Source organism: Pseudomonas sp. Pseu.R1 (assembly GCF_045764065.1).
Classification (GTDB): domain Bacteria; phylum Pseudomonadota; class Gammaproteobacteria; order Pseudomonadales; family Pseudomonadaceae; genus Aquipseudomonas.
The window spans coordinates 1,894,223-1,916,435 of the sequence record NZ_JBJGEE020000001.1 but is presented as its reverse complement, the minus strand read 5'-3'; the positions used below and the strand labels follow the sequence as shown (position 1 = coordinate 1,916,435).

Sequence of the window (22,213 nt, the reverse complement as noted above, 5' to 3'; positions counted from 1 at the left end):
GTGTTTGAGTTAGACGCCGTTCTTGTGGGAGCCGGCTTGCTGGCGAAAGCGGTGAGTCAGTTATGGGAGATCTGACTGACCCTACTGCTTTCGCCACCCAGGCGGCTCCCACACGGGAGGTGTGTTCGGCAGCAAAATATCTACGTGGCTTCGGGCTCAGATCACATGAAAACCATGGGTCCCATCGCGGCCCAGCTGTTCCACCAACCCGAACTCCCAATCCAGATACGCCTGCATCGCTTCACGCGGCGCATCGGTCCCCTCATAGGGGCGGCGGTAGCGGTCGATGCGGGGCGAGGCGAGGTGGCTTTCGCCGCTTTCCAGTTCGAATCCGGCGGCAACCCAGCTCGCGGTTCCGCCGTTGAGCAGAAACACCGGTTTGCCGGTCAGGGCTTCGACTTCCGGGACCGCCAGACGCGCCAGTTTGCTGCTGCCGCACGTCAGCACGTACTGCTCGGCAGCCGGAATCTTGCGCAGGGCGTTGGACAGGTCGGCACGCAGTGTCCACCAGGCGCCGGGAATGTGCTGCTTCACGTAATTGGCGCTGGCTGTGAAATCCAGCACCGCCACGCTGCCGCGCAGCTGCCACTGGCGCAGGGTGTCCGGGCTGATTTCCTCGACCTGCCAAGGCGTCGGAATGGGTGCATGCCAGGCGCCTTTTTCGCTGAATTCCGAAGCCTTCACGCCATCGAGCACGTACACCTCCCAGCCCAGTTGCGCGAGCCAGGAGGCCGACATATCGGCGCGCACGCCGTTGTCGTCCACCAGCACAATCCGCGCACCGCGCACGCTGGCGTAGTGATCGGTTTCCTGAACCAGTTGGCCGCCCGGTGTCGAGCGCGCGCCTGGCAGGTGCCCGGCCTCGAATTCCTCCGGGGTGCGCACATCGAACAGGTAGGTGGTGCGTGTCGCGTCAGCGTGCCAGACGTTCAGATCGGCGCGGGTGGCGCGCTTCACCCCGGCTTTGTCCGCCACGTTGCGGGCATCGCTGCGGGCTATGTTCAAGGTGTCGTCGCTGACCGCCGGGAATCGCCGAGATTGCCCGTGGTCCAGTGTCTGGCCGGCCAGCAGCCAGCCGATGGTACCGTTGCGCAAAGCAGAAATCGGGTTCGGCAGCCCAGCGTTCACCAGCGACTGAGTGCCAATGATGCTGCGCGTACGCCCGGCACAATTGACGATGATGCGGGTCTGCGGGTTCGGCGCCAGCTCGCGGGCACGTAGTACCAGTTCGGCGCCGGGCACGCTCACCCCGGTGGGAATGCTCATGGTCTGATACTCGTCGAACCGGCGGGCATCCAGGACGACGACATCGGCTTTGGCGTCCAGCAGTTGTTTGACTTCCTCCGCCGCCAGCGACGGGGTATGGCGATGATGTTCGACCAGTTCGCCGAACGCCTTGCTTGGCACGTTGACGTCGATGAACAGTTCGCCGCCTGCTTCGCGCCAGCCCTGCAATCCACCTTCCAGCAATCTGACATCGCTATAGCCCAGATCCGACAAGCGGGAGAGGGCGATCTGCGCGAGCCCTTCGCCGTTGTCGTACAGCGTAATGGCTGTATCCCGACGAGGAATGCGCGACAGCACCTCCAGCTCCAGTTTCGACAGCGGGATGTTGGCCGCGAACAGCGGATGGGCTTCTGCGAACGGCGCTTCTTCGCGCACGTCAACCAGTGCCACTTCTTCTTTGGCCAGCAGGGCGTTGCGAATATCGGCAAATGAACGAGTGCTGTGAGTCATTGGGCTTGGTTCTCTTTGGACAGGTCCCAGATGTTCGGGAGGTAAGCGTTTGAATAGCCGGAAATGAACAGTTTTTCGCTGCCGTCAGCCTGGTAGACGGCGCGTTTCACGGCGCCGATGTTGGCGCCGTAGACATGAATGCTGATCGACACTTGATCGTCGAAGGCGTTGCTGACTTGGTGTATGTCGTTGCTACGGGGGGACAGCGCCTCGACATGGCCGGGTTCGAGCCGAATGGCTGTGCCTTCTTTTTCCAGACGCCCATCGGCGCTGCGAGCGAACCCTTGCGAATATTCGGCGCCGCGTAACATGCCGATCAGACCCCAGACACGGTGATCATGGATGGGCGTGCTTTGCCCCGGCCCCCAGACAAAGCTGACCACGGAAAAGCGCTGGCGGGAGTCGGCGTGCAGCAGGAATTGCTGATAGCGAGTCGGATCGGGTACGGCGAACTCATCGGGCAGCCAATCGTCATGTTTCACCAGTTGCCCGAGCAGTTTTCCGCCACGATGCAGCAGGTCACCTTCTCGCGGATTGCTGTCAATCAGTTCGGCCAGTGCGCCAATGAAAGCGCGCAGTCGTTCGGGGTGTCGGGGTTGGCTCATGTCGGCTCCGTGACGAGTTCGGTTAGCCAATATAAGCATAATAATTGTTATTAATATGCTATTTATTGATGATTAGGATATAACGAAAAAGCATTTGTTCGGCGTCTGTCGGCGCTCGGGGTATCCAGCCACGTCGATTGGAATTATGCTTTTTGCCTATCTTGTCTCTCTTTTTCCATGTGCGAACCGAATGAAAATTGATGATATCGATGCCTTCGTGGCGGTGATTCGTTGCCAGTCGATCAGTCACGCTGCTGAATCGCTGGAGTTGACCCAGCCGGCGATCACCCGTCGGGTACAGAACTTCGAGCAAGCGTTGGGTGTCGAGCTGTTCGACCGTAATACCAAGCCACTCAAGCCGACAGCCATGGGCATGCAGGTGTATCAGAAATGTCTGGCGATTCTGCGTGAAATGGATTCGCTGCGTGAACTGGTGGCCAGCGACACGCCGCCCAGCGGTCTTCTGCGTCTAGGCGTGCCGCAAACCATCGGCGATGTCGTGCTGCTGGACGCGTTGAAGCACATGCGCGGGCGATTTCCTGATCTGCGCGCTCAGGTGGTCACCGGCTGGGGCAGCCACCTGATCGGCAAGATCGAGAATGGCGAGCTGGATGCCGCAGCGGCGCTGTTCCCCGCAGGCAAGATTTTTCCCGAGGCGATCATTGGCGAATCCATCGGCAAGATGGAGTTGGTGGTGGTCTGTGACAAGGAGCGTTTGCCGAAGAAGCCGGTCAAGCTGGCCGATTGTTTCGAGCAGGGCTTCGTGCTGAACCCCGACGGCTGTGGCTTTCGTGCCGGTCTGCAACGTACCTTGGCTGATCAGGGCCTGAGCCTGAAGGTCAATCTGGAGACCTTTGGCACTGAGTTGCAATTGGGGTTGGTCGCGGACGGCATGGGGCTGGGATTGGTGCCGCGTCCGTTGTTGGAGCGCAGTGCCCACCGCGATTTGCTGGCCGAGATGCCGCTGAAGGATTTCAAACCCGTGCTGGATTTGTGGCTGATCTACCCGCGCTTTCTGGGGAACTTGCAGGCGCCGGTCTCGCTGTTCGGACGATTGGTAGCCGATGCGTTGAAGCAGGCGCGAGAGGCAGCCTGAGTCGTTGGTCATGATAATAAAAAATATTGATAATTAGCTTAGAAGAAAATGTGATTTTTAAACATTTTCGCGCACGCTTAGGCTCCCTCGACACGTCTATTCCAGACTTACAGGGAGTCATGCATGAGCAACGTCAGTCCCTTGCCCGTCCCGCCTGGTTCAAACAATGTGCGAGAGCGGGTCAGTCCTGAAGAGTGGGACGTACGGGTCAAGCTCGCCGCGGCCTACCGCATCGCCGCACTCAAGCGCTGGACAGATCACATCTACACGCATTTTTCAGCGCGGGTGCCAGGGCCTGACGAGCATTTCCTGATTAACCCCTTCGGCCTCATGTTCGACGAAATCACTGCATCGAATCTGGTCAAGGTCGACATCGACGGCACCCTTGTCGATGACCCGACCGGCCTTGGGATCAATAACGCGGGCTATGTTATCCACAGCGCCATTCACGCGGCGCGGCCCGACCTGCAAGCGGTGCTGCACACCCACACACGCGATGGCATCGCAGTGTCGTCGCAGAAGAGGGGTTTGCTGCCGATCTCTCAGCACGCGCTGGCGTTTTCCGGGCGTGTCGCCTACCACGGTTACGAAGGCATCGCTCAGGATCTGGGCGAGCGTGAACGGCTGGTGGCGGATTTGGGCGACAAGAGCGTGATGATTCTGAGAAATCATGGCTTGCTCACGGCGGGCGTCAGTGTCGAGCATGCGTTCAAGCAACTGCATAATCTGGAATACGCCTGCAATATCCAGATCGCTGCGCAGGCTGCGGGCAACGCAGAGCTGATCTTCCCGCCCGAGGACGTCGTGAAGAAGGTCGAGGAGCAGGCCAGAGTGTTTCACGACGGCAGAGGCCCTGGCGTAGCGCGGCACTGGAATGCGTTGATCCGCGAACTGGATCGGCAGGGGACGGCGTACCGCGAGTAGGGGCTGGGGATGGTCTTCTGTAGCGGTCCGGCTTGCCGGCGGCAGCGAATTCGATGGCGCCACCGTCAGCAAACCGGACGGCTACAGGCCTCAAACCACCAGAGAACCTTCGCTATCAGGAGTGACATTCATGCGACCTTCCCAGCGTTCATGGGGGACTGTTGCGCTGAATCCGCTTAGTGACGCGAGCCATCTTGCCCCATCGCCAGCAATTGCTTTTCCTGGTCCCAGTCGAACGGTTCCTCGTTCTGCTCGGCCTCGTAGCGGCGCTCTTCCAGCGCGGTGTACAGGTCGATTTCTTCGTCGGGCATGTAATGCAGGCAATCGCCGCCGAAGTACCAGAGCAGGTCGCGAGGCACCAGGTGCGCGATTTGCGGGTAGCGCTGGATGACCTGACACAGTAAATCCTGGCCCAGATACTGACTTTCGATGGGCTCGACCGGCAGCAGAGCCAGCAACTCGTCATAACGTTCGATGAACAGCGCGTGGCTTTCTTCGGGCACCTGTTCGGCTTCACCGAGCGCGACCAGAATGCCACGCAGGTGCGTCAGCAGGTTGAGAGTGCGGTCGAGATTGGCGTCGGCCATGATGAAGTCCTCAGAGACAAAAAACAGGCGCGGGAGTATAGATCCCCGAGCAGGCCGACGCATCCCCCGAAGCAGGGTGTCAGTTCAATGCCATAAGCCGGCCAGATAACGGTGCCCGGCGTCCGTCAGGGCCAGATTCGCATAAGGATGGTTGGGGTTCGGCTGGCGCGTGACAAAACCGATGAGCAGCAGGGTTTGTAGGGTCTGGGTGGGTTTGCCGCTGAAGATATCCTCCCCCGAGGCGATTTCAGCGAGCAGGCAGCGATGAGTCATGCGTTGATCGATCATGATGCGTCCCCTTGGTGTTTTCTTGTTGTTACCGGGGAGTGTAGGACAGGGTTCGAGAAATGTGCAGGCTAGAGCGCTATTTCAAGAAAACCACATTCAATTGGTGGAATACGAAACCTGTGGGAGCGAATGAATTCGCTCCCACAGGGTTAACGGGTTTTTCCTTCAGAGGGCTTCAACGCCTCCTTATCAAAATCATCCACATCGATGACCTTGCGTCGCGCCGCTTCCGCTGCGTGCAGTTTCTGTGCTTCGCTCGCTTGCAGCACGCCCGCGTTCAATGCCGCATCGATCACGTGCTCGCCGCCCGCTGCTTTGAACTGGCCGCCCTTCATTGCGTGGTGCAGTTTTTCGTATAGCGGTCTGGCGTCATTCAACAGATCCACAGCCCGCTGCAACGCACCGACCGGATCGTTTTCCGACGTCGGGCGGTAGCAACCGGCGAGCAATGATTCCAGCGCCGGGTCGCCTTTGGTGCGACCGATGATCTGCGCAACCTCGGCATCCAGCGCATCCGAAGGGCCTGTGTGACGGCGGCCCAGCGGGAACACGATTGCCCGAAGCAATCCGCCCAGCACCCGGTTCGGGAAGTTGCTCAGCAGTTCATCCAGTGCACGTTCCGACTCGCCCAGGGCTTCTTCCATCGACCAGCGAAACAGCGGCACCAGCGCTTCGGGATAATCCAGATCGTGGTAGCGCTTGAGCGCAGCCGAGGCGAGGTAGAGATGGCTCAACACGTCACCCAGTCGCGCCGACAGCCGTTCGCGCCGTTTCAGTTCGCCCCCCAGCAACATCATGCTCAGGTCGGCCAGCATCGCGAACGCTGCGGCCTGACGGTTGAGTGCGCGGAAATAGCCTTGGCTCAGGCGGTCGCCGGGCATGCTGTCGAGATGACCGAATCCCAGATTCAGCACCAGCGTACTGGCCGCGTTGCGCACCGCGAAACCGATGTGTTGCAGCAACAGGTCGTCGAATTCCTTCACTGCCTGGTCACGATCCTCACGTCCGGCCAGCGCCATTTCCTTCAAGACGAAAGGATGGCAACGAATGGCGCCCTGACCAAAGATCATCAGGTTGCGCGACAGAATGTTCGCGCCTTCGACGGTGATGAAAATCGGCGCGCCTTGCCATGAGCGCCCCAGATAATTGTTTGGCCCCATGATGATGCCTTTGCCGCCGTGCACGTCCATGGCGTGGGTGATGCACTCGCGGCCACGTTCGGTCAGGTGGTATTTCAGAATGGCCGACAGCACGGACGGTTTTTCGCCCAGATCCACGGCATTGGCGGTCAGCATACGGGCACTGTCCATCAGCCAGGCGTTGCCGCCGATGCGCGCCATGGATTCCTGAATGCCTTCGAAAGCCGCGAGGGGCACGTTGAACTGCTCGCGAACGCGGGTGTATTGACCGGTCACCAGGCTGGTGTATTTCGCCGCGCCTGTGCCCACGGCAGGCAAGGAAATCGAGCGGCCCACGGACAGGCAGTTCATCAGCATCATCCAGCCTTTGCCGAGCATGGCCTGGCCACCGATCAGGTAGTCCAGCGGGATGAACACGTCTTTGCCCGAATTCGGACCGTTCATGAAGGCTGCGCCCAGCGGCAGGTGGCGACGACCAATTTCCACGCCCGGTGTGTCCGTGGGGATCAGGGCCAGGCTGATGCCCAATTCTTCCTCGTCACCCAGCAGGTGCTCAGGGTCATGGGCTTTGAACGCCAGGCCCAGCAGGGTCGCGACCGGCCCCAGCGTGATGTAGCGTTTTTCCCAGTTCAGGCGCAGGCCAACGACCTCTTCTCCTTGCCATTGGCCTTTGCAGATGATGCCGGTGTCGGGCATGGCGCCCGCGTCGGAACCTGCCAGCGGTCCGGTGAGGGCAAAGCAGGGAATGTCGTCGCCCCGGGCGAGGCGCGGCAGGTAGTGATTGCGTTGTTCGTCGGTGCCGTAATGCAGCAGTAATTCAGCAGGCCCGAGGGAGTTGGGGACCATGACAGTGGACGCCAGATCTCCGCTGCGGGTGGCCAGTTTCATCGCGACCTGGGAGTGGGCATAGGCCGAAAAGCCCTTGCCGCCATATTCTTTGGGGATAATCAGCGCAAAGAAACCGTGTTCCTTGATGTGTGCCCAGGCCTCGGGCGGCAGATCCATGTCCTGACCAATCTGCCAGTCACTGACCAGCGCGCACAGCTCTTCGGTCGGGCCGTCGAGAAACGCCTGCTCTTCTTCGGTGAGTTGGCTTTTTGGATAGGCGAGCAGGGTATTCCAGTTTGGGCGACCGCTGAACAGCTCGCCGTCCCACCAGACGGTGCCCGCGTCGATGGCGTCGCGTTCGGTTTCCGACATCGGCGGCAGCACTTTCTGAAACCAGGCGAACATCGGCGCGCTGAAGTGTTTGCGCCTAAGGTCCGGCAGGGCCAACGGCAACGCGACGGCGAGCCACAACACCCAGGGAATGATCATCCAGCCATGGGCATGACTCAGCGCACCCATCGCCAGCAGATAAATCGCCACAATCCCCAGTGCAGGGAAGGGCGCGATACGCCGATGGGCCATCCAGGCCACGCCGATCACCAGCACTACGATCCACAACAACAGCATAAGAATCCCTCCAGAAAGACCCGCAATCTCGCACGCGGTCGCTCTGGCCCGCGCATCGTTAGTGACCCCGTGCCGTCATGGGAGTTCTGGCGCTGGCCGATGCGCGTGAAGTTGTGGCTCGAACACCCCCTTCTCGGAGTAGACTGACGGGCCGCAGGCATATGCCAGCAATTCGTCCATTCGCGCACAGGAGAACAAGAAGCCATGTTGAAAATCTGGGGCCGCAAGAATTCGTCCAACGTTCGCAAGGCGTTGTGGATTGCCGAAGAGCTGGGGCTGACCTATGAAGCGATCAACGCTGGCGGGGCTTTCGGTTTGAACAACCAGCCGGGATACCTGGCCAAGAACCCCAACGGCGTGGTGCCGATGATCGAAGATGGCGACTTCGTGTTGTGGGAATCCAACACCATCGTGCGTTATCTGGCCGCGCAACACGCCGCCAATTCTGCGCTGTATCCGAGTGACCCCAAGGCGCGCGCTCAGGCCGACAAGTGGATGGACTGGACCACGTCGACCCTCGCAGGCCCATTCCGTACCGTGTTTTGGGGCGTGTTGCGTACCCCGGCCGAGCAGCAAGACTGGACACAGATCAACGCGGCCAAAGTGACGCTGGAAGGTTTGCTGCGCATCGTCGACAAGGCGCTGGCCGACCAGCCGTATTTGTCGGGTGCTGAATTTGGCATGGGCGACATCCCGCTGGGCTGTTTTATCTACGCCTGGTTTGAAATGCCGATTGAACGTGTCGAGCTGCCTCATCTCAAAGCCTGGTACGAGCGTCTGAAGCAGCGTCCAGCGTACCGCAAGGCGGTGATGACGGAACTGACGTAAGCCTTAGCGCGTTAGATTAATAACGACTATCAATAGATCTCGCTGTACTTGCGCGACGTCGGCACGCAACATTGGGGTCCGCGTCGCGTTTGCTACAGATTGTTTCTGAGGCCGGGCACGTCACCTCGGTCTGCGCAATGCCCGCGTGTTTTGTATTCGTCCCTTTTCCCATTTCCTTTTATTGGTGTGTTTCCGTCATGAGTTCAGCTCTGTCCATCCGGCAGCTAACCAAGACCTACGGCAACGGTTTCCAGGCCCTCAAGGGCATCGATCTGGACGTCGCCGAAGGCGATTTCTTTGCCTTGCTCGGCCCTAACGGTGCGGGCAAATCCACCACCATCGGGATCATCTCGACCCTGGTCAACAAGACCACCGGTTCTGTAAACATCTTTGGCAACGATCTGGACAAGAACCCTGCGCAGCTCAAGCGCTCGATTGGCGTGGTGCCGCAGGAGTTCAACTTCAACCAGTTCGAGAAGACCTTCGACATCGTCGTGACCCAGGCCGGGTACTACGGCATTCCGGCGAAAGTCGCCAAGGAGCGCGCCGAGCAGTACCTGACGCAACTGGGCTTGTGGGACAAGCGCAATGTGCCCTCGCGCTCGCTGTCCGGTGGCATGAAGCGGCGTCTGATGATCGCCCGCGCGCTGATTCACGAGCCGCGTCTGTTGATCCTCGACGAGCCGACGGCGGGGGTGGACATCGAGCTGCGCCGTTCGATGTGGACCTTCCTCACCGAGCTGAACGAGAAAGGCATCACCATCATCCTCACCACCCATTATCTGGAAGAGGCTGAACAACTGTGCCGCAACATCGGCATCATCGACCACGGCACGATCATCGAAAACACCGGCATGAAGACGCTGCTCAACAAGCTGCACGTCGAGACGTTCCTGCTGGACCTCAAGGACCCGATGCAGGTCGCGCCACAATTGGTGGGCTACCCGTCGCGCCTTGTGGATAACCACACGCTGGAAGTGCAGGTCGACAAGACCGTGGGGATCACGGCGTTGTTCAGCCAGTTGTCCTTGCAGAACGTTCAGGTGTTGAGCCTGCGCAACAAAACCAATCGCCTTGAGGAGTTGTTCGTGGGCCTGGTGGAAAAGAACCTGTCGAAGGTGGCGGTATGAGTTCGGAACTGCGCCCCAACCTGATCGCGATGAACACCATTGTCTATCGCGAAGTCCGCCGCTTCATGCGCATCTGGCCACAGACCCTTTTGCCGCCTGCGATCACCATGGTTCTGTACTTCGTGATCTTCGGCAACCTGATCGGTCGCCAGATTGGCGACATGGGTGGCTTCACTTACATGCAGTACATCGTGCCGGGCCTGATCATGATGTCTGTGATCACCAACTCTTACGGCAACGTGGTGTCCAGCTTCTTCGGCGCCAAGTTCCAGCGCTCGGTGGAAGAATTGATGGTCTCGCCGGTGTCGCCGCACACCATCCTCATTGGTTACACCATTGGTGGCGTGCTGCGCGGTCTGGCAGTAGGCGTGATCGTGACGATCCTGTCGATGTTCTTCACTGACCTGCAGGTACATCACCTGGGCGTGACGGTGGTGGTCGTGCTGCTGACGGCGACGATCTTCTCGCTGCTGGGCTTCATCAATGCGGTCTTTGCGCGCAACTTCGACGACATTTCGATCATCCCGACCTTCGTGCTGACGCCGCTGACCTACCTGGGCGGGGTGTTCTACTCCATCAACCTGCTGCCGCCGTTCTGGCAGACCGTATCGCTGGCCAACCCGGTGCTGCACATGGTCAACGCGTTCCGCTTCGGGATTCTTGGGGTGTCGGACATCAAGATCAGCATCGCATTGGCGTTCATGGTCGTGGCGACGGTCGTGCTCTACCTGGGTTGCGCACGGCTGTTGGTGAGTGGACGCGGGATGCGGCAGTAGTTGGGCTGGATATGCCGATCGTTGTGGGAGCCGGCTTGCTGGCGAATGCGGAGTGTCATTCAACGTTATTGTGATTGACCCACCGCAGTCGCCAGCAAGCCGGCTCCCACGGGTCGGTGTCGAACAAACGGCCTGAATCCGGCGCGGCTATTGTGGGAGCCGCCTTGGTGCGGGCGGCGTTCCGACGAAGGCGGTTGACCAGGCAACATAGAATCTCCCACAGTGGATTGCGTTCAGCCTCAAGGGCTGCGTTTGTGCTTACGCGCTTTCCACTGCCGCCCCACCCACCAGCGCCAGTACCCCATTGTCGCGAAATAGCCGATTACCCCCAGCATCACTCCCGCCACGACAGAGCCCAGCAAAAACGGCTGCCACAGCGTCGACAACTGCCCACTGATCCATTCCCAGCTCATCTCGTCCGGAAAGTTTCTCGGCGGTAAGCCCATCAACAGGGCGCCCATCTTGTAGGTGCAATAGAACACCGGCGGCATCGTCAGCGGGTTGGTCAGCCAGCACAGGCTCACCGCAATCGGCATGTTGGCGCGCACCCACACGGCGAGAAAAGCAGCCAGCAGCATCTGCAACGGCATGGGCATCAACGCGGCGAACAGCCCCATCCCCATGGCCCTGGCCACTGAGTGACGATTGAGGTGCCAGAGGTTCGGGTCATGCAGCAAGGTGCCGAGAAAGCGTAAGGATTTATGTTCCCGAATGCTGTTCGGATCGGGCATGTACCGTTTGATCAACTGGCGTGGCATACAGGAAATCCGGGGGGCTGGGCAGGAAAGTCGGGAAAGTATGCATGGATGATGGCGGATGGAAATTCAGACATTGTGACAATTAATAAATGCACGATGGACTCAGTGCGCTAAGTCATGGAGGTGAATTTCATCCGCCCATGAAGGAAAGCCTTATGCGCACAGGGATGGTGGCGCTTGCACTGGGGTTGCTGGTGCTGCGTTTTTTGCCGGTGTTGCCGCCGGTCTGGTTGATGCTGGCGATGCCGATCGTCGGGCTCATGTTGTTGCCGTTTCGCACCTATCCACTGGCCTTTTTTCTGTTCGGACTGACGTGGGCTGTTGTGTCCGCCAAAGGCGCGCTGGACGACCGACTGCTCGAACGCCTCGACGGCCAGACCTTGTGGCTGGAAGGGGAAGTGGTCGGTTTGCCGAGCACCGTCGACGCAGTGGTGCGCTTTCAACTGGCAGATCCCGTGTCGCGCCGCGCACGTTTGCCCGAGCGCATTCGTGTGGCGTGGTACGGCGGCCCGGCGGTCAGCAGTGGTGAGCGCTGGCGGCTGGCGGTCAAACTCAAGCGACCGGGTGGGCTGGCCAACCCCGGCGCCTTCGATTACGAAGCCTGGTTGTTGGCGCAGCGCATTGGCGCGATCGGAACGGTGGTCGATGGCGAGTTGCTGAAGGCCACGGCAACGCCTTGGCGCGATCACGTTCGCCAGCGTTTGCTGGCCGTCGACGCGCAGGGCCATGAGGGCGGGCTGGCGGCGCTGGTGCTCGGCGACGATTCAGGGCTGAGTCCCGAGAATTGGCAGGTGTTGCAGGACACGGGCACCGTCCACTTGCTGGTGATTTCCGGCACTCACATCGGGTTGCTTGCAGGCCTGCTTTACGGGCTGGTGGCCAGCCTCGCTCGTTGGGGGCTGTGGCCGCGTGCCGTGCCCTGGCTGCCCTCGGCCTGTGTCCTGGCATTTGCCGGGGCGTTGGCCTACGGCTTTCTGGCCGGTTTCGACGTCCCGGTGCAACGGGCTTGCGTCATGCTGGGGTTGGTGCTGCTGTGGCGGTTGCGTTTTCGTCATCTGGGCGTGGTCTGGCCGTTCCTGATTGCGCTGAACCTGTTGCTGCTCGCCGAGCCGCTGATCAGCCTGCGCCCCGGTTTCTGGCTGTCGTTTGCGGCGGTCGGCATCCTGATCCTGATATTCGGCGGTCGACTCGGCACCTGGCATTGGCTGCAAAGCTGGACACGGGCGCAGTGGCTGATCGCTGTCGGGCTACTGCCGGTGTTGCTGGCGCTCAATCTGCCGGTCAGCGTAAGCGGTCCACTGGTCAACCTGATTGCGGTGCCGTGGGTCAGTGTTTTCATCCTGCCGCTGGCGCTGTTCGGCACGTTTTTTCTGGCGATTCCGCTGGTTGGCGAGACGTTGCTCTGGCTGGCGGGAGGCGCGATGGCGGGGCTGTTTCAGTTTCTTTCTTATGTCGCCCAGACCGCGCCTGCGTGGACAGGGCCTGCGGTGCCGATGTGGGTCTGGCCTTTGAGTCTATTGGGCGCGCTGCTTTTATTGCTGCCCAACGGATTGCCAATGCGCCCGTTGGGCTGGCCCATGCTGCTGTTGTGTGTGTTCGCGCCGCAGAAAAACATTCCTGTCGGAGAAGTCGAAGTGCAGCATCTGGACGTGGGGCAGGGGCTGGCGATTTTGTTGCGCACGCGTGATCACGCGTTGCTGTATGACGCCGGGCCGCGTTTCGGCGAGTTCGATATCGGCGAGCGCGTGGTGTTGCCTGCGATTCGGCGCGCAGGGATCAGCGCGTTGGACGTTATGTTGCTCAGCCACGCCGATGCCGATCATGCCGGTGGCGCGCTGGCCATCCAGCAGGCCTTGCCGGTTGCGCGAATGCTGGGTGGCGACGTCGAACGAATGCCGCCCGATTTGTCGGTCGAGCGCTGCCAGAGCGGTGAGGCATGGACGTGGAACGAGGTGACATTTTCCACCTGGATCTGGGGGCAGGCCGCAGAAGGCAATCAGGGTTCCTGCGTGTTGATGATCGACGCCAGGGGCGAACGCCTGTTACTAACCGGCGACATCGACGCTCAGGCCGAGCGCGCCCTGCTGGAGGAGGGCGTCGATGTGCGCGCCGACTGGCTGCAAGCGCCGCACCACGGCAGTCGCACGTCGTCATCCAAGCGCTTCATACAGACTGTTTCGCCGAAAGGCGTGCTCATTTCCCGAGGTCGAAACAATGCCTTTGGCCATCCTCATCCGCTCGTCATGTCCCGTTATCGCTGGCTAGGCATCGACACCCACGACAGTGCCGAGCTGGGTGCTATTACCTTGCAATTAGGCGCATTCGGCGGTGTGATCAGCGAGCGTGCGGTTCGTCGATTCTGGCGAAACTGAAGTGAAGGTTCATTGATCGGCGGGTTCGGCGAGGCCGTCACCCTATGGTAGAGTGGCGCCACTTTTTTTCAGGGGGTGGTTGCTGTGTGGGAGCTGGTCAAATCGGGTGGCTGGATGATGCTGCCGATCATTTTGAGTTCCATCGCCGCCGTCGGGATCATCATCGAGCGTCTGTGGACCTTGCGCGCCAGCCGCATTACGCCACCGCACCTGCTGGGTCAGGTGTGGCGCTGGATTCAGGACAAACAACTGAGCGGCGACAAGCTCAAGGAGCTGCGCGCCGATTCACCGTTGGGTGAAATCCTCGCCGCGGGCCTGGCAAACTCCCGCCATGGTCGCGAGATCATGAAAGAGTGTATCGAAGAGGCCGCTGCCCGGGTCATTCACGATCTGGAGCGCTACCTGGCAACGCTCGGCACCATCGCCGCCATGGCGCCACTGCTGGGCCTGCTGGGTACTGTGTTGGGCATGATCGATATCTTCGGCTCGTTCACCGCCACTGGCATGACCGGTAATGCGGGCATGCTCGCCAGCGGTATTTCCAAGGCGCTGATCTGTACCGCATCGGGCCTGACCGTGGCGATTCCGACCATCTTCTTTCACCGTTATCTGCAAAACCGTGTCGATGAACTGGTGGTCGGCATGGAGCAGGAAGCGATCAAGCTCGTCGAAGTGGTGCAAGGCGACCGTGATGTCGACCTGACCGACGCCAAGCCGGACCTCAAGGCCGCCGCCCGTGGCGAGGGTCGCAAGAAGTGAAGTTCCGTCGTCGCAAAGCCCGGGAGACCATCGACATCAACCTGGTGTCGCTGATCGACGTGGTGTTCATCCTGCTGCTGTTCTTCGTGGTCACCACCACCTTCACCCGCGAGACGCAGATGCGCGTGGACCTGCCGCAATCCGTGACCGGTGCATCGGCGGACGATGTCGACAAGAAACACGTCGACATCACGATCAACGCCGATGGCGTCTATTCGGTGAACAACACCCTGCTGGCCGACAGCAAGCTGGACACCCTGATCGACGCGTTGCAGAAAGAGTCCGGTGGTGATACCAGCCTGCCGCTGTCCATCAGCGCCGACGGCAAGACGCCGCATCAGGCGGTCATCACCGCCATGGATGCCGCGGGCAAGCTGGGTTTCGCGCATTTGCGCATGACCACTGTCGAGGCCGCCTCGGCTAACTGATGGCACTGACGGATCGTTTGCTCGACGCCTGGTACGGCGGCCATCCGGCGCTGGTACTTCTGCGTCCTCTGGAAGTCCTGTATCGCCGCGTGGTGAACAACAAGCGCGCACGTTTTGTGGCGGGCGAAGGCGATATCTACAAAGCTCCGGTGCCGGTCATCGTCGTCGGCAACATCACCGTGGGCGGTACGGGCAAAACACCGCTGATTTTATGGATGATCGAACACTGTCGTCGGCGCGGTCTGCGCGTGGGCGTGGTGAGTCGCGGCTACGGCGCCAAGCCGCCCAGCCTGCCGTGGCGCGTGCTTGCGCAGCAGCCTGCTGATCAGGCAGGGGATGAGCCGCTGCTGATCGTCAAGCGTACCGGCGTTCCATTGATGATCGATCCCGATCGCTCCCGTGCCGTGCGCGCCTTGCTCGCTGCCGGGCCGCTGGACGTGATTCTGTCCGACGACGGCCTGCAACACTACCGCCTCGCCCGCGACCTGGAACTCGTGCTGATCGATGCCGCTCGCGGATTGGGCAATCGCCGTTGTCTGCCAGCCGGTCCTTTGCGTGAGCCGGTCGAGCGCCTGAAGAGCGTCGATGCGCTGCTTTACAACGGTGCTCGCGAGGACCGCGACGAGGGGTACGCCTTCACCTTGCAGCCGAGCGCACTGGTCAATCTGCTGAGCGGCGAGCGCCGGGCGGTCGATCATTTTCCGGCGGGCCAGGCCGTGCACGCAGTGGCGGGCATTGGCAATCCGCAACGTTTCTTCAACACCCTCGAAGGACTACACTGGCGCCCTGTTCCCCATGCATTCGCCGATCATGCCGAATTTACCGCAGAGGCCCTGGCGTTCACGCCCGCGCTGCCGGTGGTCATGACCGAAAAAGACGCCGTGAAGTGCACCTCCTTCGCAGCGCCCGACTGGTGGTATCTGGCGGTGGAGGCGGTGCCTTCTCCGGCCTTCGTCAGTTGGTTCGATGTGCAGTTAACCCGGCTTTTGCCATGACTCGCTCAGGATTTTTTATGGACACCAAATTGCTCGACATCCTCGCTTGCCCGGTCTGCAAAGGCCCGCTCAAGCTCAGCGCCGACAAAACCGAGCTGATCAGCAAGGGCGCCGGTCTGGCCTACCCGATTCGCGATGGCATTCCAGTCATGCTGGAAAGCGAAGCCCGCACCCTGACCACTGATGAGCGTCTGGACAAATGACTGCAGCGTTTACCGTCGTTATTCCTGCGCGCTACGGTTCCAGCCGTTTTCCCGGCAAACCCCTGAAAACCATCGCGGGTAAGCCGATGATCCAGCACGTCTGGGAGCAGGCGCGCAAAAGCAGTGCGCAACGCGTGGTCGTGGCCACTGACGATCCTCGCATTGTGGAAGCCTGCCAGGCCTTCGGTGCGGAAGTCCTGATGACCCGCGATGATCACAATTCAGGCACCGATCGGCTGGCAGAAGTGGCATCTCAATTGGGCTTGGCCAACGATGCCATTGTGGTCAACGTGCAGGGCGATGAGCCGATGATTCCCCCGTCTGTGATCGATCAGGTGGCCGAAAACCTTGCGTCACACCCGGAAGCACGGATGTCGACCCTGGCCGAACCGATCGATGACGTGGCGGCGCTGTTCAATCCGAACGTGGTCAAAGTCAGCTCGGACATCAACGGCCTGGCCCTGACGTTCAGCCGCGCCCCGTTGCCATGGGCGCGTGATGCATTGGCCAAGAGCCGTGACGTGTTGCCCGAAGGCGTGCCGTACCGTCGCCACATCGGCATCTACGCCTACCGTGCCGGTTTCCTGCATGACTTCGTCAGTTGGGGGCCGTGCTGGCTGGAAAACACCGAAAGCCTCGAACAGTTGCGTGCCCTGTGGCATGGCGTGCGTATTCACGTGGCCGATGCACTGGAAGCGCCACCTGCGGGTGTCGACACGGCAGAAGACCTGGAGCGCGTCCGGCGCTTGCTGGAGGTCTGACCGTGATTGTCCGTCGCGTGGCTGTGCAGGTTCGTCGATGAGCCTGCAGATTCAATCCGGTGTTTCACTCAAGCCGTTCAACACCTTTGGCGTCGACGTTCGCGCCCGCCTGTTCGCCGAAGCCCACAGCGATGCTGATGTGCGCGAAGCGTTGGCCTATGCGGCCGAGCACAAGGTCGAGCTGTTGGTGATTGGCGGCGGCAGTAACCTGCTGTTGACCCGTGACATCGATGCCCTGGTGTTGCGCATGGCCAGTCGTGGCGTTCGCATCACTCACGAAGATTGCGGCATGGCCGTTGTCGAGGCAGAAGCGGGCGAGCCTTGGCACCCCTTCGTCCAGGACATGCTGGCGCAGGGATTGTCGGGGCTTGAAAACCTCAGCCTGATCCCCGGCACCGTGGGCGCTGCCCCGATGCAGAACATCGGAGCGTACGGGGTCGAGCTTAAAGACGTTTTCCACAGCCTGATCGCGCTGGACCGTCAGACGGGCGAGCTGCGGGAGTTCACCCTGCCTGAATGCGCATTCGGCTATCGCGACAGTATTTTCAAGCAGCAGCCGGGTCGCTGGCTGATTCTGCGGGTGCGGTTTCGCCTGAGCTTTTCGGCGACCTTGCACCTGGACTACGGCCCGGTGCGCCAGCGTTTGCAGGAGCAGGGCGTGACCGAGCCGACGCCGATTCACGTCAGCCGGGCGATCTGTGCGATCCGCAGCGAAAAACTGCCGGACCCTGTCACGCTGGGCAACGCGGGGAGTTTCTTCAAGAATCCGTTAGTGTCCGCCGAGTTGGCCGCGCGCATTCGTGAATCTCATCCGGGGCTGGTGGCTTATCCGCAGGCGGACGGGCAGGTGAAGCTCGCGGCAGGCTGGCTGATCGAGCAGGCGGGCTGGAAGGGCTTTCGTGAGGGCGATGCCGGCGTTCATCAGCTTCAGGCACTGGTGCTGGTCAACTATGGCGCTGCTTCGGGGCGTGACCTGCTGAACCTGGCGCAACGAATCCAGGCAGACATCCACGAGCGTTTCGGCGTTTCGCTGGAAATGGAGCCTAACCTGTACTGATCTGCTCCAGGGCAGGGCGCGAACGTGCGTTCTGGCCTGGCCTTTGCTTTTTTGACGTGATTTCCTCCAGATCAGAGGCAAAGCATGCGTGAAACCCTGTGTGCCATCGTCCTTGCCGCCGGGCATGGGTCGCGTTATCGGCAGCTGGCCGGTCCACATCGCAACAAACTGCTGGCGCAATGCGCAGGGCGCGATGGTGTGGAGCGCGCAGTGCTGGAGCATGTGCTGGTGAACGTGCGCCCTGTCGTCGACAAAATCGTGCTGCTCACTCGCCCTGACTACACCAGCGTGGCCGAACTGGGTCTGCGCCACGGTTGCGAGGTTGTGGTGTTGGACTCGCCCGGCATGGGTGACAGCATCGCAGCGGCAGTGGCCGCCGAGCCGGATCATCGTGGCTGGTTGATCGTTTTGGGTGATATGCCCTTCATTCAGGTGAATACCCTCAAATGTGTAGCCCAGTCTGTGGCGCCAGACGCCATCAGCGTGCCCGTGCATGACGGGTGTTATGGTCATCCTGTGGGATTTGGGCGCGGGTTTGGTTCGGCCTTGATGGGGCTGGCTGGAGAGAAGGGCGCAAAACGGCTGTTTCAAGGCGCGAACATTAACGAGCTGGCAGTCGACGATCCGGGCGTGTTGTGGGATGTGGATGTGCCTGCCGCCTTGTACTACAAGTAGCCGCCGTATCATCGGGCATAAAAAAGCCCCACCTGCATCACACAGGTGGGGCTTTTCATTTAGCGGAGATTACAAAGGCTTTGGTTCTTTGCTTTCTTCCAGCTCTTCACCGTTTTCAGTCACGACCTGCTTGGCGGCCTCGGCCTCTTTCTGCAGGCGCTCGGCCTCCAGACGGCGGCGACGAACCTCGCGAGGGTCGTTCGCTGCACGGCCGGTGCTGGCCATTGGCAGGGACGGCTTCTCGACGGCTGCCGGGGCTGGCGCAGGTGCTGCTTCAGCGGCAACTGGTGCGGCGACGATTTCCGGCGATGCGGTTTCCACTGGCGCTTCAATCACGGCTGGAGCGACAGCGACAGGCTGTTCGATCACTGGCTCGACCGCTTTCGGTGCCTCAAACGGTGCAGCAGGTGCCTCGACGACCGGTGCGGGTGCAGGCGTCTCAACCACCGCTTCAATAGCGGGAGTCTCAACGACGGCTGGCGCTTCCACAGCGGCAGGTGCTGGGACCGCTGCCGGGGCTTCGGCCTCGGCGGCGGCTTTCACCTGACGCTCGAACGGGCTCAGCGACGCATCGAACTGTGCCACTTCAACTTCCGGCATGACCGAACGTCTGGCCGGAGCTGCTGGCTTTTCAATGACCGGCGCTTCAACCACGGGCGCTTCGGCCTTCTCGACGGGTGCGGCTTCGGCTACAGGGGCTTCGACTGCTGCGGTTGCGCGTTCGGCCTGGCGATTGGCTTCGGCTTCGGCGGGAGCGCTGATGACCACTTCGGCAACCGTTTCAGTCACGACCAGGCCAGCAGCGATTTCTTCGCTGGAACCTTCCTGACGGACTTCGGCAGTGGCTTCAGTGCCTTCGCCGCCTTCAGCACCTTCGATCACATTGCCGTTGGCGTCGCGCTGACGCTCACGACGGTTGCTGCGGCGACGCTGACCACGGGAGCGACGACGCGGGCGATCGCCTTCGGCGTTCTCTTGGTTGTCGTCCAACTGCTCTTCGTTGTTCAACAAGGTTTCGTCTTCGGCGGCTGCAACGGCCTGCTCTTCGCGAGGTTTGCGCTCTTCGCGCGGCGGACGTGGCTGGCGCTCTTCACGCGGCGCACGCTCCGGGCGCTCTTCGCGCTGGACGTTGACGGCCGGTGCGGCATCCAGTGGCTCGCGCAGTTCACGCACACGCTCCTCGCGAGGCTTGCGGTCTTCACGCGGGGCACGTGGTTGACGCTCTTCACGCGGAGCACGGGGTGCACGCTCTTCGCGTGGGGCGCTGTCGTCGCGGGCTTCACGCAGCTCACGTGGTGCACGTTCTTCACGTGCTTCACGTGGCGCGCGTTCTTCGCGAGGAGCACGCTCTTCACGTGGTGCACGTTCTTCGCGTTCGGCACGCGGTGCACGTTCTTCACGCGGCTTGCGCTCTTCGTCACGGCGGCCATTGCGGTTGCGGCTCTGCTGACGACCGTTGCGACGCTCTTCGTTGCGGGCAGGGCGCTCGGCGGTCGGTTTTTCAACGGCAGCGACCGGTGCGGCGGGTTCTTCCTTGGTGGCAAACAGGCTGACCAGCGATTTCACCAGACCTTTGAACAGGCTTGGCTCATGCGCCACAGGCGCAGGTGCGGCAACCGGTGCAGCCACTTCGGTCGGGACCGGAGCGTTGGCACGGGCTGGAGCGGTTTTAACGGCAGCTTCCTGACGAACCAGGGTGCGGGTCGCGGCAGTCGGCAGAACCTCTTCGGCCTCGGCAGCGGCGGCAGCAATTTCATAGCTCGATTGCAGGCTATGGGCTTCCGGGCTGTCATCGCGCAGGCGCTGCACTTCGAAATGCGGCGTTTCGAGGTGGTCGTTCGGCAGAATGACGATACGGGCGCGGGTGCGCAGTTCGATCTTGGTGATCGAGTTGCGTTTTTCATTGAGCAGGAAGGCCGCGACCGGGATCGGCACCTGAGCGCGTACCTCGGCGGTGCGGTCTTTCAGGGCTTCCTCTTCGATCAGGCGCAGGATGGCCAGCGACAGCGACTCGACGTCACGAATGATGCCGGTGCCGTTGCAGCGTGGGCAGACGATGCCGCTGCTTTCGCCCAGGGATGGACGCAGGCGCTGACGGGACATTTCCAGCAGGCCGAAGCGCGAGATGCGACCGATCTGTACGCGGGCACGGTCGGCTTCCAGGCATTCGCGGACTTTTTCTTCCACGGCGCGCTGGTTCTTGGCCGGCGTCATGTCGATGAAGTCGATGACGATCAGGCCGCCGATGTCGCGCAGACGCAGTTGACGGGCGATTTCCTCAGCCGCTTCAAGGTTGGTCTGCAGGGCGGTTTCTTCGATGTCGCTGCCTTTGGTGGCGCGCGCCGAGTTGATGTCGATGGACACCAGGGCTTCGGTCGGATCGATGACGATGGAGCCGCCGGATGGCAGTTCGACCACGCGCTGGAAGGCGGTTTCGATCTGGCTTTCGATCTGGAAGCGGTTGAACAGCGGAACGCTGTCTTCGTACAGCTTGATCTTGCTGGCGTACTGCGGCATCACCTGACGGATGAAGGTGAGGGCTTCTTCCTGAGCTTCGACGCTGTCGATCAGGACTTCGCCGATGTCCTGGCGCAGGTAGTCGCGGATGGCGCGGATGATGACATTGCTTTCCTGATAGATCAGGAACGGCGCGGCGCGGTCCTGGGACGCTTCCTTGATGGCGGTCCACAGTTGCAGCAGGTAATCGAGGTCCCACTGCATTTCTTCGCTGCTGCGGCCAAGGCCGGCAGTGCGCACGATCAGGCCCATGTCGGCAGGGGCGATCAGGCCGTTCAGCGCTTCGCGCAGTTCGTTGCGCTCTTCGCCTTCGATGCGGCGCGAGATGCCACCGGCACGCGGGTTGTTCGGCATCAGCACCAGGTAACGGCCGGCCAGGCTGATGAAGGTGGTCAGGGCCGCGCCCTTGTTGCCACGTTCTTCTTTCTCGACCTGAACGATGACTTCCTGGCCTTCGCTCAGGACTTCCTTGATGTTGACGCGACCTTCCGGGGCTTTCTTGAAGTATTCGCGGGAGATTTCTTTCAGCGGCAGGAAGCCGTGACGCTCGGAGCCGAAGTCGACGAAGGCCGCTTCAAGGCTTGGCTCGATACGCGTGATCCGGCCTTTGTAGATGTTGGCCTTCTTCTGTTCACGGGCCCCGGATTCGATGTCCAGGTCGTATAGGCGCTGGCCGTCTACCAGCGCAACACGCAACTCTTCGGGTTGAGTCGCGTTAATCAGCATTCTTTTCATGTAGTACCGTCGGTTTCCGGGCTGCCGGAAACGGCGTTCGGCACACACGACTTCTCACGGTCGGTGTCAGGGCGCGTCAGGAGTGCTTGGACACTCCAGTGTCTAGCGATGTCCGGCCAGATGGGCCATCGTCGCGACGACGTTTCCTGCTTGCTGTGGTGACAAATGACACCCTGTCAGCAAAAGCTTGGTCAGGAGGAGGAATCAACCATCGGTAGCGGACGATATGAAGCGTCTTGATTAAAGCCTTTTGCTACACAGTCCGACGGTTGTGCGTCTCCACCCCACACGTATCCCTGATAATTCGGGTGCTGCCGCGCGCTGAATCCGCAGCGGGTTTGCATTTACGCGATCTTCGATGGGAAGTTCGCGCCTCATGGCTCAAATT

The 22,213-nt window shown here is 61.0% G+C and carries 20 protein-coding genes; 13 read left to right on the top strand and 7 right to left on the bottom strand.

All coding sequences use genetic code 11. From position 1 onward, the window contains the following. Nucleotides 1–156 precede the first annotated feature (156 nt). Together ACI5GA_RS08945 and ACI5GA_RS08940 are read right to left on the bottom strand one after the other, a co-directional pair. Nucleotides 157–1,737 carry a rhodanese-related sulfurtransferase gene (locus tag ACI5GA_RS08945; protein WP_421422588.1) on the bottom strand — a complete coding sequence of 527 codons (1,581 nt, stop codon included), beginning with the start codon at nt 1,735–1,737 and terminating at the stop codon, nt 157–159. Then, the gene (locus ACI5GA_RS08940; protein WP_404638962.1) at nt 1,734–2,342 is read right to left on the bottom strand and encodes a cysteine dioxygenase; all 609 of its coding nucleotides are present in this window, start codon (nt 2,340–2,342) and stop codon (nt 1,734–1,736) included. The genes ACI5GA_RS08945 and ACI5GA_RS08940 overlap by 4 nt, the downstream gene beginning before the upstream one ends. Before the next feature lie 190 nt (nt 2,343–2,532). On the opposite strand from ACI5GA_RS08940, the gene ACI5GA_RS08935 reads away from it, so the two are divergent. Both ACI5GA_RS08935 and ACI5GA_RS08930 read left to right on the top strand, forming a co-directional pair. Further along, nucleotides 2,533–3,438, top strand: a complete 906-nt coding sequence (locus ACI5GA_RS08935) for a LysR family transcriptional regulator (RefSeq protein WP_404638960.1) — start codon at nt 2,533–2,535, stop codon at nt 3,436–3,438. Between the two features lie 123 nt (nt 3,439–3,561). After that, a complete protein-coding gene (locus ACI5GA_RS08930) occupies nt 3,562–4,362 on the top strand; it encodes a class II aldolase/adducin family protein (RefSeq protein ID WP_404638958.1) in 801 nt (266 codons plus the stop codon). Nucleotides 4,363–4,538: 176 nt separating this feature from the next. Here the strand turns inward: ACI5GA_RS08930 and ACI5GA_RS08925 are convergent, their stop codons facing one another. From ACI5GA_RS08925 to ACI5GA_RS08915, 3 genes are all read right to left on the bottom strand, one after another. After that, on the bottom strand, nt 4,539–4,949 hold the full coding sequence (locus ACI5GA_RS08925) for a PA2817 family protein (protein ID WP_404638956.1): 411 nt from the start codon (nt 4,947–4,949) through the stop codon (nt 4,539–4,541). Between the two features lie 84 nt (nt 4,950–5,033). After that, nucleotides 5,034–5,237: a hypothetical protein gene (locus tag ACI5GA_RS08920; protein WP_404638954.1), complete on the bottom strand. Its 204-nt coding sequence runs from the start codon at nt 5,235–5,237 to the stop codon at nt 5,034–5,036. Nucleotides 5,238–5,386: 149 nt separating this feature from the next. Beyond that, entirely contained in the window at nt 5,387–7,831 is a 2,445-nt protein-coding gene (locus tag ACI5GA_RS08915) for an acyl-CoA dehydrogenase (RefSeq protein ID WP_421422587.1), read from the bottom strand. Between the two features lie 204 nt (nt 7,832–8,035). Between ACI5GA_RS08915 and ACI5GA_RS08910 the strand changes: the two genes are divergently transcribed. From ACI5GA_RS08910 to ACI5GA_RS08900, 3 genes are all read left to right on the top strand, one after another. Next, nucleotides 8,036–8,659, top strand: coding sequence for a glutathione S-transferase family protein (locus tag ACI5GA_RS08910; RefSeq protein ID WP_421422586.1), 624 nt, complete (start codon nt 8,036–8,038; stop codon nt 8,657–8,659). Nucleotides 8,660–8,856: 197 nt separating this feature from the next. Beyond that, nucleotides 8,857–9,789 (top strand): ABC transporter ATP-binding protein, encoded by a 933-nt coding sequence (locus ACI5GA_RS08905; RefSeq protein WP_404638948.1) that lies wholly within the window; start codon nt 8,857–8,859, stop codon nt 9,787–9,789. After that, nucleotides 9,786–10,565: an ABC transporter permease gene (locus ACI5GA_RS08900; RefSeq protein ID WP_404638946.1), complete on the top strand. Its 780-nt coding sequence runs from the start codon at nt 9,786–9,788 to the stop codon at nt 10,563–10,565. The genes ACI5GA_RS08905 and ACI5GA_RS08900 overlap by 4 nt, the downstream gene beginning before the upstream one ends. Nucleotides 10,566–10,804: 239 nt before the next feature. On the opposite strand, the gene ACI5GA_RS08895 is transcribed toward ACI5GA_RS08900, so the two are convergent. After that, a complete protein-coding gene (locus ACI5GA_RS08895) occupies nt 10,805–11,323 on the bottom strand; it encodes a DUF2062 domain-containing protein (RefSeq protein ID WP_421422585.1) in 519 nt (172 codons plus the stop codon). A 155-nt stretch (nt 11,324–11,478) separates the two neighbouring features. Here ACI5GA_RS08895 and ACI5GA_RS08890 point away from each other — a divergent pair, with 155 nt between their 5' ends. The 8 genes from ACI5GA_RS08890 to ACI5GA_RS08855 all read left to right on the top strand — a co-directional run bounded on the left by ACI5GA_RS08890 (nt 11,479) and on the right by ACI5GA_RS08855 (nt 18,573). Next, nucleotides 11,479–13,695, top strand: coding sequence for a DNA internalization-related competence protein ComEC/Rec2 (locus ACI5GA_RS08890; RefSeq protein ID WP_421422584.1), 2,217 nt, complete (start codon nt 11,479–11,481; stop codon nt 13,693–13,695). 84 nt (nt 13,696–13,779) lie between these two features. Further along, entirely contained in the window at nt 13,780–14,454 is a 675-nt protein-coding gene (locus tag ACI5GA_RS08885) for a MotA/TolQ/ExbB proton channel family protein (RefSeq protein WP_404638942.1), read from the top strand. Then, a complete protein-coding gene (locus ACI5GA_RS08880; protein WP_421422583.1) occupies nt 14,451–14,882 on the top strand; it encodes an ExbD/TolR family protein in 432 nt (143 codons plus the stop codon). Before ACI5GA_RS08885 ends, ACI5GA_RS08880 begins: the two co-directional genes overlap by 4 nt. Further along, nucleotides 14,882–15,877: a tetraacyldisaccharide 4'-kinase gene (gene lpxK / locus ACI5GA_RS08875; protein ID WP_421422582.1), complete on the top strand. Its 996-nt coding sequence runs from the start codon at nt 14,882–14,884 to the stop codon at nt 15,875–15,877. Before ACI5GA_RS08880 ends, lpxK begins: the two co-directional genes overlap by 1 nt. Nucleotides 15,878–15,894: 17 nt before the next feature. Continuing rightward, nucleotides 15,895–16,080 carry a Trm112 family protein gene (locus ACI5GA_RS08870; protein WP_003179363.1) on the top strand — a complete coding sequence of 62 codons (186 nt, stop codon included), beginning with the start codon at nt 15,895–15,897 and terminating at the stop codon, nt 16,078–16,080. Continuing rightward, nucleotides 16,077–16,841: a 3-deoxy-manno-octulosonate cytidylyltransferase gene (kdsB, locus tag ACI5GA_RS08865; RefSeq protein ID WP_421422581.1), complete on the top strand. Its 765-nt coding sequence runs from the start codon at nt 16,077–16,079 to the stop codon at nt 16,839–16,841. The genes ACI5GA_RS08870 and kdsB overlap by 4 nt, the downstream gene beginning before the upstream one ends. A gap of 37 nt (nt 16,842–16,878) precedes the next feature. After that, nucleotides 16,879–17,898, top strand: coding sequence for a UDP-N-acetylmuramate dehydrogenase (gene murB, locus ACI5GA_RS08860; RefSeq protein ID WP_421422580.1), 1,020 nt, complete (start codon nt 16,879–16,881; stop codon nt 17,896–17,898). Between the two features lie 84 nt (nt 17,899–17,982). Then, the gene (locus tag ACI5GA_RS08855) at nt 17,983–18,573 is read left to right on the top strand and encodes a nucleotidyltransferase family protein (protein ID WP_421422579.1); all 591 of its coding nucleotides are present in this window, start codon (nt 17,983–17,985) and stop codon (nt 18,571–18,573) included. Between the two features lie 69 nt (nt 18,574–18,642). Here ACI5GA_RS08855 and rne read toward each other — a convergent pair whose 3' ends face one another. Beyond that, nucleotides 18,643–21,825, bottom strand: a complete 3,183-nt coding sequence (rne, locus tag ACI5GA_RS08850) for a ribonuclease E (protein ID WP_421422578.1) — start codon at nt 21,823–21,825, stop codon at nt 18,643–18,645. Nucleotides 21,826–22,213: the final 388 nt, after the last annotated feature.